Annotated in this window: 12 protein-coding genes; 3 read left to right on the top strand and 9 right to left on the bottom strand. The window is 60.4% G+C overall.

Annotated elements, in window-relative coordinates; all coding sequences use genetic code 11:
• Positions 1–13: 13 nt before the first annotated feature.
• The gene (locus JS46_RS00130; protein WP_033746531.1) at positions 14–1,249 is read left to right on the top strand and encodes an MFS transporter; all 1,236 of its coding nucleotides are present in this window, start codon (positions 14–16) and stop codon (positions 1,247–1,249) included.
• A 270-nt stretch (positions 1,250–1,519) separates the two neighbouring features.
• Here the strand turns inward: JS46_RS00130 and lpxM are convergent, their stop codons facing one another.
• From lpxM to znuA, 3 genes are all read right to left on the bottom strand, one after another.
• Complete coding sequence (gene lpxM / locus JS46_RS00125; RefSeq protein WP_033746528.1) at positions 1,520–2,494, bottom strand: lauroyl-Kdo(2)-lipid IV(A) myristoyltransferase; 975 nt, start codon at positions 2,492–2,494, stop codon at positions 1,520–1,522.
• 119 nt (positions 2,495–2,613) lie between these two features.
• The gene (gene mepM, locus JS46_RS00120) at positions 2,614–3,945 is read right to left on the bottom strand and encodes a murein DD-endopeptidase MepM (RefSeq protein WP_033746525.1); all 1,332 of its coding nucleotides are present in this window, start codon (positions 3,943–3,945) and stop codon (positions 2,614–2,616) included.
• Between the two features lie 13 nt (positions 3,946–3,958).
• Positions 3,959–4,918 carry a zinc ABC transporter substrate-binding protein ZnuA gene (znuA, locus tag JS46_RS00115; RefSeq protein WP_033746522.1) on the bottom strand — a complete coding sequence of 320 codons (960 nt, stop codon included), beginning with the start codon at positions 4,916–4,918 and terminating at the stop codon, positions 3,959–3,961.
• 77 nt (positions 4,919–4,995) lie between these two features.
• Here znuA and znuC point away from each other — a divergent pair, with 77 nt between their 5' ends.
• Both znuC and znuB read left to right on the top strand, forming a co-directional pair.
• Positions 4,996–5,751, top strand: a complete 756-nt coding sequence (znuC, locus tag JS46_RS00110) for a zinc ABC transporter ATP-binding protein ZnuC (protein WP_033746519.1) — start codon at positions 4,996–4,998, stop codon at positions 5,749–5,751.
• Positions 5,748–6,533: a zinc ABC transporter permease subunit ZnuB gene (gene znuB, locus JS46_RS00105; RefSeq protein ID WP_033746516.1), complete on the top strand. Its 786-nt coding sequence runs from the start codon at positions 5,748–5,750 to the stop codon at positions 6,531–6,533. Before znuC ends, znuB begins: the two co-directional genes overlap by 4 nt.
• Here the strand turns inward: znuB and ruvB are convergent, their stop codons facing one another.
• The 6 genes from ruvB to aspS form a co-directional block, all read right to left on the bottom strand.
• Positions 6,534–7,538, bottom strand: coding sequence for a Holliday junction branch migration DNA helicase RuvB (gene ruvB / locus JS46_RS00100; protein ID WP_033746513.1), 1,005 nt, complete (start codon positions 7,536–7,538; stop codon positions 6,534–6,536). It abuts the gene before it with no gap.
• A gap of 8 nt (positions 7,539–7,546) precedes the next feature.
• A complete protein-coding gene (ruvA, locus tag JS46_RS00095; RefSeq protein WP_033746510.1) occupies positions 7,547–8,161 on the bottom strand; it encodes a Holliday junction branch migration protein RuvA in 615 nt (204 codons plus the stop codon).
• Positions 8,162–8,255: 94 nt separating this feature from the next.
• Positions 8,256–8,783: a crossover junction endodeoxyribonuclease RuvC gene (gene ruvC / locus JS46_RS00090; RefSeq protein ID WP_033746508.1), complete on the bottom strand. Its 528-nt coding sequence runs from the start codon at positions 8,781–8,783 to the stop codon at positions 8,256–8,258.
• Between the two features lie 37 nt (positions 8,784–8,820).
• On the bottom strand, positions 8,821–9,564 hold the full coding sequence (locus JS46_RS00085) for a YebC/PmpR family DNA-binding transcriptional regulator (RefSeq protein WP_033746507.1): 744 nt from the start codon (positions 9,562–9,564) through the stop codon (positions 8,821–8,823).
• A 232-nt stretch (positions 9,565–9,796) separates the two neighbouring features.
• Positions 9,797–10,228, bottom strand: coding sequence for a dihydroneopterin triphosphate diphosphatase (gene nudB / locus JS46_RS00080; protein ID WP_033746504.1), 432 nt, complete (start codon positions 10,226–10,228; stop codon positions 9,797–9,799).
• On the bottom strand, positions 10,225–12,006 hold the full coding sequence (gene aspS / locus JS46_RS00075; RefSeq protein ID WP_033746502.1) for an aspartate--tRNA ligase: 1,782 nt from the start codon (positions 12,004–12,006) through the stop codon (positions 10,225–10,227). Before aspS ends, nudB begins: the two co-directional genes overlap by 4 nt.
• Positions 12,007–12,073: the final 67 nt, after the last annotated feature.

Raw genomic sequence — 12,073 nt, 5'->3', positions numbered from 1 at the left:
AAAAGGAGTCTGAATGCCCCGCTATCAACCCGTCAGCAAACTGACAGCAGGCTTGCTGCTGTTTCCGCTGGCGCTGGTGCTGTTTGAATTCGCCACCTATATCGCGCACGACATGATCCAGCCAGGCATGCTGCTGGTAACGCAGGAGTTTAGCGTCGGCCCGGAGTGGGTCTCGACGTCGCTCACCGCCTATCTGCTGGGCGGCGTGGTGCTGCAATGGCTGCTCGGCCCGCTCTCCGATAAATTCGGCCGACGTCCGGTGATGCTGGGCGGCATTCTCTTTTTTATTCTGGCCTGCGTGCTGACCACCTGGGTCGGCTCGATCAAAGAGTTCGTCGCGCTGCGCTTTATTCAGGGCATCAGCCTCTGCTTTATCGGCGCGGTCAGCTATGCCGCGATTCAGGAAGCTTTTGATGAGGCGCTGGCGGTGCGCGTGATGGCGCTGATGGCCAATGTCGCGCTGCTGGCGCCGCTGGCAGGGCCGCTGGCGGGCGCCGCCTGGCTGACGGTGGCGAGCTGGCGCAGCATGTTCTGGCTGTTCGCCCTGCTCAGCGCCCTCGCCTTTATTATTTTATGGCGCGTGATGCCTGAAACCGCTGGCGACCGCAGCCACTCCATCGCGCTGCCGCAGCTGGCGCGCACCTACCGCAAGCTGGCGCGCGACCGGATGGTGATGCTGGGCTCTTTCGCTATCGGTCTGGTGTTTATTCCTATCCTGACCTGGGTGGCGCTCTCGCCGGTGATCCTGATGCATGAGGAGCAGTTGTCGCGCATGCACTATGCGCTGCTGCAGCTGCCGGTGTTTCTGGCGATGATCGCCGGGAATATTACGCTGGGCAAGCTGGCCGGACGCGTACCCATCGAGCAGCCGGTGAAGTTCGCCGCCTGGCCGATTCTCTCAGGGTTAGGCATTGCGCTGCTGGCGAACCTGCTGGACAGCCACAGCTATCTCTTTCTGACCGCCGGGCTAAGCCTTTACGCCTTCGGCGCGGGTATGGTCAACGCCGGGCTCTATCGCCTGACGCTTTACGCCAGCGACGCGGGTAAAGGCAGCGTCGCGGCGATGCTGGGGATGATCAGCATCCTGACGCTGGCGATCGGCATCGAGCTGGCGAAAAGCGGTTATTTTAGCGGCGGCACGCCCTGGTTTAGCCTGATCAATTTCATCAGCGGCGTGCTCTGGTTTGTGCTGGTGACGCTGTTTCTGCGCGAACGCAAGCGGCGCGCGCAGGTGACGGCGTTATCCTGAGCATTAAGGTCTTACTCACAAGCTGCTGCGGAAGCTGAAATGCGGGGGCGGTATGGCACGAAGAGCAAAGCGTCCCGCGACAGGGACAAAAACGCCGGGAGCGTTTTTGAACGGCGCAGAGCGCTGGCCCGTTACGGGCGCACCTCAGGGATGAGGTGCGTATCCCCGCGGGACGAGCGCGCATGGATGCAATGGACTTTGCGATCGGGCCATACCGTCCCTGCGTCAGCACATTATCAATAAAAAAGGGCCGCAATTGAGGCCCTTTTGCTATTTACGCGGATAAAGCTCTTTGCGCTTATAGGGCTCGATATCGCCCTCTTTGCGCGTCTTCAGCAGTTTCAAAATCCAGGTGTACTGCTCGGGATGGGGACGCACGAACACCTCAACCTCTTCGTTCATGCGGCGCGCCAGCGTGCGATCGTCCGCGTCCAGCAGATCGTCCATCGGCGGACGCACGAAAATCTCCAGCCGGTGCGTCTCGCTGTTATAGACCGGAAACAGCGGCACCACGCGCGCGCGGCACACCTTCATCAGGCGGCCCAGCGCCGGCAGCGTCGCCTTGTAGGTCGCGAAGAAATCAACAAACTCGCTGTGTTCGGCGCCGTGATCCTGATCGGGCAGATAGTAGCCCCAGTAACCCTGGCGCACCGAGCTGATAAACGGCTTGATGCCGTCGTTGCGGGCGTGCATCCGGCCGCCGAAGCGACGACGCGCGCTGTTCCAGACGTAGTCAAGCAGCGGATCGCTCTGGTTATGAAACATCGCCGCCATCATCTGCCCTTCCGAGGCGAGCAGCATCGCAGGGATATCCACCGCCCAGCCGTGGGGCACAAGGAAAATAACGTTCTGCTTCTCTGCATGCAGCCGATCGATGATCTCGCGGCCGTGCCAGTCAACGCGCTGGCGCACGCGCGCCGGATCGCGCGCACACAGTTCTGCCATCATCGCCATCGCCTGCGGTGCGGTGGCGAACATCTCATCGACGATATCGCTGCGCTGCGTTTCGCTCAGCTCCGGCAGGCAATAATACAGATTGATTAGCGCGCGGCGGCGAGCGCCTTTAGCCAGTTTCCCCGCCATTCTCCCCAGCCCGCCAAGCAGCGGATCGCGCACTTTCGCCGGCAGCAGCGCCATGCCTGCCAGCGCGCCGATCGCCAGCCAACTGCCCCAGTATTTTGGTTTCAGGAAAGAACGTTCAAAAACGGGAATAAATTCACTATTCTTTTTTTTCGGGGTTTCCATGCACTCGCCTCAATCAATGACGCGCTAATGATAGTGGCGACAGGTAAATTTGCAATCCCCGGCGCGGCGTGAAAAAAAACCGACGCGTAAAGCGTCGGTCTTATGGCGCGTCGCGCGGACTACTCGAAGCGCAGCAGCGGCAGGTTGGTTTTCACCTGCGCCATATAATCGCTGCGCTCTTTGCCGGTCAACCCTTCCATGCGCGGCAGCTTCGCCGTCAGCGGGTTGACCGCCTGGTTATTGATCCAGATTTCAAAGTGCAGATGCGGCCCGGTGGAGCGGCCGGTATTGCCTGACAGCGCAATGCGATCGCCGCGCTTCACCTTCTCGCCCGGTTTCACCAGCACTTTCTTCAGGTGCATATAGCGCGTCATATACTGGCGGCCGTGACGAATGGCCACATAGTTGCCCGCCGCGCCGCCGTTTTTCGCCATCACCACTTCGCCGTCGCCGACCGCCAGCACCGGGGTACCCACCGGCAGCGCGAAATCGACGCCTTTATGCGGCGCGATGCGGCCCGTTACCGGGTTCAGACGACGCGGGTTGAAGTTGGAGGAGACGCGATACTGCTTCACGGTCGGGAAGCGCATAAAGCCGCGCGCCAGGCCCGACCCGTTGCGATCGTAGAACTTGCCGTCTTCGGCACGGAACGCGTAGTAGTCTTTGCCGCCGGAGCGCAGGCGCACGCCAAGCAGCTGGCTCTGCGCGCTTTTGCCGTCGAGCATTTCGCGCGACATCAGCACGCTAAACTGGTCGCCGGCGCGCAGCTTGCGGAAATCCATCTGCCACTGCAGCGCTTTGATCACCGCGCTCGCTTCGCTGCCGGTCAGGCCGGCGCGCTGGGCGCTGGCGGCGAAACTGCCGCGCACTTCGCCTTTCAGCACGCGGTTCTGCCACTCGCCCTTTTGCATCTCGGACTGCATAGTGAACGCGCCGTTATTGCCGCGCTGATAGGTGCGCGTTTCACGCCGGTTTATCTCCCAGGTGAGAGACTGCAGGCTGCCATCGTCGGTCAGGGTCCAGCTCAGCTGCTGGCCGACCTGCAGGTTGCGCAGCGCTTTATCGCTGTTGACCAGCGCATTGATATCGCCCAGTTCGATGCCGTACTGATTCAGGGCGCTGCTGAGCGTATCGCCGGACGAGACGGTGTATTCATGCGTTCCCGTCGCGTCCGGCACATCGCTGTCGATGTCGTCGGCGGGCAGTTCTTCTTCCGGTTCGGAAGTGGTTTGATCGATGGGTTCGCTGGCCTCTGGCAGCAGCGTACGCAGCTGATTTTTATCGAGTTCGATGCTTTTGACTATCGGCATCGCATCATCGGCGGGATGATAAACGTAGGGCCGCCAGACGGCGACGGCCAGCGTCACAACGGTTAAAGACCCCAGCATAACGCGGTGGGGGCGCGGCAAATTATTAAATGCGAGGGCGACAGAGCGGGCTATCTGCTGCACTTTTACCTATTCCTCATGCTCCATTCAGGCAGCTCGCATACTGGCCTGACAGCTGTGAAAGGAACTTCACGTAGCTGTCCTGACTAAGGCTGATATTTGTCCCCAGCGGATCCAGCGTGCCTTTACGCACGTTGGTTCCACGGGCAACCGCATCGATGACGGCTGGCCTGAATTGTGGCTCAGCAAAGACGCAAACGGCCTTCTGCTCAACCAACTGTGTTCGTATTTGATGTAGACGCTGTGCGCCCGGCTGAATTTCAGGGTTTACGGTAAAATGCCCGCTGGGCGAGAGGCCGTAGTGTTTTTCAAAATAGGTGTAAGCGTCATGAAAAACGAAATACCCTTTGTTGCTGACCGGCGCGAGCTGCGCGCTAATGTGCTTGTCGGTAACCGCCAGTTCGCTTTCGAACTGCTGGAGATTAGCGTCAAGTTTGGCTTTGCTTTCGGGCATAAGTTCCAATAATTTTCCATGGATTGCAACCGCCGCTAGCCTGGATATTTGCGGTGACAACCACAGATGCATATTAAATTCGCCATGATGGTGATGATGTTCCGCTTCGTCATCTCCGCTATCGCCCTGGTGAGCAGCCTCTTCGCCATGGTGATCGTCGTCGTCTCCGCCCTTCAGCAACAAGGGTTTAACCGCCTGCATATCGGCGATCTGAAGGTTTTTAGCGGCGGGCAATTCAGCCGCCGGCTTCGTCATGAAGGCTTCCATCTCGGGGCCGACCCACACCACTAAGTCTGCGTTTTTTAAACGTTTTACGTCAGAAGGACGCAGCGCGTAATCATGTTCCGACGCGCCATCGGGCAGCAGTACATCCACCGGCGTCACGCCGTCGGCAATGGCGGCAGCGATAAAACCGAGAGGCTTCACCGAGGCGACGACATTCGCCTGCGCGGGAAGCGTCAGCGAGGCGGTGAATGCCAGCGCAGAAAGGGTGAAAATAGTACTCTTTTTAATGTGTAACATAATGCATCATTCCATCGTGACCTGGGGATGGGATGTGATATTATAACATTCGAAATTCTGTGCAACCTGTAAATAACATGACCTCACTCGTCACGCTTGAAAACATCTCCGTGCAATTTGCACGACGTCCCGTGCTCTCAGGCATTAGCCTGAAGCTGATGCCTGGACGCATACTTACGCTGCTCGGTCCTAACGGCGCAGGCAAATCCACGCTGGTGCGCGTCGTGCTGGGGCTGCTTACGCCGGCCTCCGGTCAGATACAACGCGATCCGGGCTTGCGCATCGGTTATGTGCCGCAAAAACTGCATATCGACCCGACGCTGCCGGTCACCGTCGAGCGTTTTATGCTGCTGACGCGCGGCGCGAAGCGCGCCGATGTGCTGCCGGCGCTGAAGCGCGTGCAGGCCGGTCATCTGCTCAACGCGCCGCTGCAGAAGCTCTCGGGCGGTGAAACGCAGCGCGTGCTGCTGGCGCGCGCCCTGCTCAATCAGCCGCAGCTGCTGGTGCTGGACGAGCCGACGCAGGGCGTCGACGTGAACGGCCAGGTGGCGCTCTACGATCTGATCGACCAGCTGCGCCACGAGCTTAACTGCGGCGTGCTGATGGTTTCGCACGATCTGCATCTGGTAATGGCGAAAACCGACGAGGTGCTCTGCCTTAACCACCATATCTGCTGCTCCGGCACGCCGGAAGCGGTGTCGCAGCATCCGGAATTTATCGCCATGTTCGGTCCGCGCGGCGCGCAGCAGCTGGCGATCTATCGCCATAACCATAACCATCGTCACGACCTTCAGGGACGTATCGTTTTACGCAGAGGACAGGGTCCATCATGATTGAATTGTTACTACCGGGCTGGCTGGGCGGCGTGATGCTGGCGCTGGCGGCCGGTCCGCTGGGTTCGTTCGTGGTGTGGCGCAAGATGTCTTACTTCGGCGATACCCTGGCGCACGCCTCGCTGCTGGGGGTCGCCTTCGGCCTGCTGCTGAATGTGAATCCCTACTACGCCGTTATTCTGGTCACCGTCTGCCTGGCGCTGGGGCTGGTGTTTCTTGAACGCCGCCCACATCTGGCGATCGATACCCTGCTGGGCATTATGGCGCACAGCGCGCTGTCGCTCGGTCTGGTGGTGGTCAGCCTGATGTCGGGCGTGCGCGTCGATCTGATGGCCTATCTGTTCGGCGATCTGCTGGCGGTAACGCCGGAGGATTTATGGGTGATGGGCGCAGGCGTGGCGGTGGTGCTGGCGGTGATGGCGTGGCAGTGGCGCGCGCTGCTGTCGATGACCATCAGCCCGGAGCTGGCGCAGGTGGACGGCGTTAATATTCAGCGTACCCGCCTGATCCTGATGCTGGTGACGGCGCTGACCATTGGCGTGGCGATGAAATTCGTCGGCGCGCTGATTATCACCTCGCTGCTGATTATCCCCGCCGCGACGGCGCGCCGCTTTTCGCGTTCGCCGGAGCAGATGGCGAGCCTGGCAGTGGTGGTGGGCATTATCGCCGTTTCGGGCGGCCTGACCTTCTCCGCCTTCTACGATACCCCGGCCGGCCCGTCGGTGGTGCTGTGCGCCGCGCTGCTGTTTATTCTCAGCATGGCGCGCAAACCCGCCGTCTGATTACTCGTCGCGCGCCATGCCGAAGTGACGATAAGCATGCTGCGTGGCCATCCGGCCGCGCGGCGTGCGCTGAATAAAGCCCTGCTGGATAAGGAAGGGCTCAATCACATCCTCAATGGTTTCCCGCTCTTCGCCAATTGCCGCTGCGAGGTTATCCAGGCCTACCGGCCCGCCGGTAAACTTGTCGATAATCGCCAGCAGCAGCTTGCGATCCATATAGTCGAAGCCTTCGCTGTCGACGTTAAGCATATCCAGCGCGCTGGCCGCAACGTTGCCGCTCATTTCGCCGTTGGCGCGCACCTCCGCGAAGTCGCGCACGCGGCGTAGCAGACGGTTGGCGATACGCGGCGTGCCGCGCGCGCGCTGCGCCACTTCCCGCGCGCCCTCTTCGCTCAGCGGCAGTCCCAGACAGGCGGCGCTGCGGCTGACGATGTGCTGCAGATCCGGTACGTTGTAGAACTCCAGGCGCTGCACGATGCCGAAGCGGTCTCGCAGCGGCGAAGTCAGCGAGCCGGCGCGCGTGGTGGCGCCGATCAGCGTAAACGGCGGCAGGTCGAGCTTGATGGAGCGCGCGGCCGGGCCTTCGCCAATCATAATATCCAGCTGGTAATCTTCCATCGCCGGATAGAGCACCTCTTCCACCACCGGCGAGAGACGATGGATCTCATCGATAAACAGCACGTCGTGCGGTTCGAGATTGGTCAGCATCGCCGCCAGATCGCCCGCCTTCTCCAGCACCGGACCGGAGGTAGTGCGCAGATTGACGCCCATCTCATTGGCGACGATATTGGCCAGCGTGGTTTTCCCCAGCCCCGGCGGACCGAAAATCAGCAGGTGATCCAGCGCATCGCCGCGCAGTTTCGCCGCCTTGATGAAAATTTCCATCTGCTCGCGCACCTGCGGCTGGCCCACGTACTCCGAGAGCAGCTTAGGGCGGATAGCGCGGTCGAGATTCTCTTCTTCGTTATAGCTGGCGGAGGAGACCAGACGGTCGGCTTCGATCATGACTTACCTCAAATGGCGGCGCGCAGAGCTTCTCGGATCAGGGTTTCGCAGTCTGCGTCAGGCTTGCCAACCTTGCTTATCATACGGCTGGCTTCCTGCGGTTTATAACCCAGCGATACCAGCGCCGCAACCGCTTCTGCCTCGGCGTCGTTGCTTTCCGGCTCGGCGTGCGGCGCGGTGAGCGTAAAGGCGGATTCGCCGGAGAAGAGGTCACCATGCAACCCTTTGAAGCGATCTTTCATCTCAACCACCAGACGCTCGGCGGTTTTCTTGCCGACGCCCGGCAGCTTGATTAGCGCGGCAATCTCCTCTTTCTCCACTGCCGTCACAAACTGCTGCGCCGACATGCCGGAAAGGATCGCCAGCGCCAGCTTAGGTCCGACGCCGTTGGTTTTAATCAGCTCGCGAAACAGCGCGCGCTCTTGTTTGTTGTTGAAGCCGAACAGCAGCTGCGCATCTTCGCGCACCACAAAGTGGGTAAAGATCACCGCTTCGTGGTTCAGTTCAGGCAGCTCATAAAAACAGGTCATCGGCATATGCACTTCATAACCCACGCCGTGCGCTTCGATCAGCACCAGCGGCGGCTGCTTTTCCAGAATATTGCCCCGTAAACGACCTATCACCTGAACGCTTCCTTAATAAACGAATGTGGCGGGATTTATAACATAAAAAAGGCTGGATGAATATCCAGCCTGAAACGGAACGCGGCGTGGCCCGCTAGCCTGAACGCAAACGTCCGCGCGTCAGTAACAGTTTGCTGTCGCTGATGCGCGTCGCGTTCTGACTGACGTGGCAGTGCGTAATAGCGATTGCCAGCGCGTCAGCGGCGTCCGCCTGTGGGTTGGCGGGCAGCTTAAGCAGCGTGCGCACCATATGCTGCACCTGACTCTTCTCCGCGCCGCCGGTGCCGGTGACGGTCTGCTTCACCTGACGGGCGGCGTACTCAAAGACCGGCAGGTCAAGGTTGACCGCCGCAACGATCGCCGCGCCGCGCGCCTGCCCCAGCTTAAGCGCCGAATCGGCGTTCTTTGCCATAAAGACCTGCTCAATGGCGAAGTAGTCTGGCGAAAACTGGGTGATGATTTCAGTCACGCCCGCATAGATCAGCTTCAGGCGCGCCGGCAGCTCGGTGGTATTGGTGCGGATACAGCCGCTGCCCAGATAGCTGAGCTGGCGGCCGGTTTGACGGATCACACCGTAGCCGGTTATGCGCGAGCCGGGATCGATGCCCAGAATTATCGCCATGCCGACTCTCCGGTGTGCGGGCTAGAGAGAAACGCCATTACAGCGTTTCCGCGACCTCATCGGAGATCTCGCCGTTATGGTAGACTTCCTGCACGTCGTCGCAGTCTTCCAGCATGTCGATCAGGCGCAGCAGCTTCGGCGCCGTTTCAGCATCGAGTTCCGCTTTGGTCGACGGGATCATTGAGACTTCGGCGGTGTCCGCTTTCAGGCCGGTGGCCTCCAGCGCGTCGCGCACTGCGCCCAGCTCTTCCCATGCGGTAAAGACGTCGATCGCGCCGTCGTCATAGCTCACCACATCTTCCGCGCCCGCTTCCAGCGCCGCTTCCATCACGCTGTCCTCATCCTGGCCCGGCGCAAAGGAGATGACGCCCTTCTTGCTGAACAGGTAAGAAACAGAGCCGTCGGTGCCGAGGTTGCCGCCGGTTTTGGTGAAGGCGTGGCGCACTTCGCCTACGGTGCGGTTGCGGTTGTCGCTCAGGCACTCCACCATCACGGCAGAGCCGCCAGGGCCGTAGCCTTCATAGATGATGGTTTCCATATTGGAATCATCTTCGCCGCCCACGCCGCGCGCGATAGCGCGGTTCATGGTGTCGCGCGTCATGTTGTTAGACAGCGCTTTGTCCATTGCGGCGCGCAGACGCGGGTTGGACGCGGCGTCGCCGCCGCCCAGCTTAGCGGCGGTGACCAGTTCACGAATAATTTTGGTGAAGATTTTACCGCGCTTGGCGTCCTGCGCCGCCTTGCGGTGCTTGGTGTTCGCCCACTTACTATGACCAGCCATCTTGGTTATTCTCCGATCTTTGACATCGCACGGGCTATCTTGCTGGCGATCTCGCCTTCCGGCAGTGCTCGCAATCCTCACGTACGGGAGTACGCTCCGGTTGCTGCGCGCTGGCGGCAGCCGACCTCGCTGCGCCGATAACGCCCGACGCTTTAAGTTTTAAGGCGCAGTTCTGTTAGATTGCACCGTTTTTTACGATCCAGGCTGCTGCCGGAAGAGACGCGGCGAGCAGCTAAATAAATTCTTCAATCGCCTGGCGATTGCTCCAGGACTTAGTCAGGGCGGCGGCGGCGGCGGGATCGAGCCAGCGCGCGGCGAGATGCTCGCTGAGCGTCGGCTGCCGCTCGGCGGGCAGCGCCAGCCGGAACCAGTGTTCGCGGTTGTGCGTCACGCCGGGCGCATAGCGATGGCGATAGTGCGGAAAGATTTCGAATTCGATCTCTTTGCCGCAATCCTCCAGCGCCAGCTTCTCGCCCGCGACGTCAATGGCCAGCTCTTCCAGCACTTCGCGCCGCGCTGCCTGAAGCGGGGTTTCGCCCGCTTCCAGACTACCGGTGACCGACTGCCAGAAATCGCTGTCGTCGCGTCGCTGCAGCATCAACACCCGGCCGGTATCCTGCGCGAAAATCACTACCAGCACCGATACCGGATGTTTATACATCACTTATTCTCTGACTTCTCTTTCTTCGGCGCGATCTGAATACCGAGATCCGCCAGCGCCGCCGGGTTGGCTTCGCTTGGCGCTTCGGTCATCAGACAGGCCGCCGCGGTGGTTTTCGGGAAGGCGATAACGTCGCGGATATTCTCGGTGCCGGTCAGCAGCATAGTGAGACGATCCAGACCGAAGGCCAGGCCCGCGTGCGGCGGCGTGCCGTACTTCAGCGCGTCGAGCAGGAAGCCGAACTTCTCGCGCTGTTCGTGCTCGTCAATGCCCAGAATAGTGAATACCGCCTGCTGCATGTTACCGCTGTGGATACGCACGGAACCGCCGCCCACTTCATAACCGTTGATCACCATATCGTAGGCATTCGCCACCGCGCTCAGCGGATCGGCCGCCAGCTCTTCCGCCGACATCTCTTTCGGCGCGGTAAACGGATGGTGCATCGCCGCCAGGCCGCCTTCGTCGTCCTCTTCGAACATCGGGAAGTCGATTACCCACAGCGGCGCCCAGGCGCTTTCGTTGGTGATCTGCAGATCGCGGCCCACTTTCAGGCGCAGGGCGCCCAGCGCGTCCGCTACCACTTTGGCGCGATCGGCGCCGAAGAAGATCAGGTCGCCGTCGGCGGCGTTGGTGCGGCTGAGAATCGCTTCGACGATCTCTTCGTTAAGGAACTTAGCCACCGGGCTCTGTACGCCGCTGAAGCCGTCAGCGCGCGCGTTGACTTTCATCCACGCCAGACCTTTCGCGCCATAAATCTCGACGAACTTGCCGTATTCGTCAATCTGCTTGCGGCTCAATTGTGCGCCACCCGGCACGCGCAGCGCGGCGACGCGCCCTTTGGCGTCGTTGGCCGGACCGGCGAACACCTGGAACTCGACGTTTTTCAGCAGATCGGCGACGTCCACCAGCTCCATCGGGTTACGCAGATCGGGCTTGTCGGAACCGTAGCGACGCATCGCTTCGGCAAAGGTCATCTGCGGGAATTCGCCGAGATCGACGCCCTTCACTTCCTGCCACAGCTGACGAATCATACGCTCGTTGATCTCGCGCACCTGCGGCGCGGTCAGGAACGAGGTTTCGATATCGATCTGGGTAAATTCCGGCTGGCGGTCGGCGCGCAGGTCTTCATCGCGGAAACACTTCACGATCTGATAGTAGCGATCGAAGCCGGACATCATCAGCAGCTGTTTGAACAGCTGCGGCGACTGCGGCAGCGCATAGAACTTGCCTTTGTGCACGCGGCTCGGCACCAGATAGTCGCGCGCGCCTTCCGGCGTCGCCTTCGTCAGCATCGGCGTTTCGATATCGAGGAAGCCTTCGCCGTCCATAAAGCGGCGCACGAAGCTGGAGATTTTCGCGCGGGTCTTCAGACGCTGCGCCATTTCAGGACGGCGCAGGTCGAGATAGCGGTATTTGAGACGCGCTTCCTCGCTGTTGACCTGATTGGAGTCGAGCGGCAGCGGCTCGGCGCGGTTGATAATGGTCAGCGCCTGCGCGAACACTTCGACTTCGCCCGTGGCCATCTCGGCATTTTTGTTCTTCTCGTCGCGTGCGCGAACGGTGCCGGTGATCTGGATGCAGAATTCGTTGCGCAGCTCAGACGCCAGCTGGAAAGCCTCCTGACGATCGGGATCGAAGAAAACCTGCACGATGCCTTCGCGATCGCGCATGTCGATAAAAATCAGGCTCCCCAGATCGCGACGGCGGTTGACCCAGCCGCAAAGAGTGACTTGCTGACCTACATGAGACAGATTGAGCTGTCCGCAATATTCTGTACGCATAACGTATCCTTTTAACTTCGCCGCTGCTGCCTGCAGCATCAGGCCGCGTAACCTTTTGAGATGCTGC

Origin of the sequence: Pantoea sp. NGS-ED-1003 (assembly GCF_000738765.1) — a bacterium.
Taxonomy (GTDB): Bacteria; Pseudomonadota; Gammaproteobacteria; order Enterobacterales; family Enterobacteriaceae; genus Pantoea; species Pantoea septica.
This window is presented reverse-complemented; position numbering and strand designations above follow the sequence as displayed.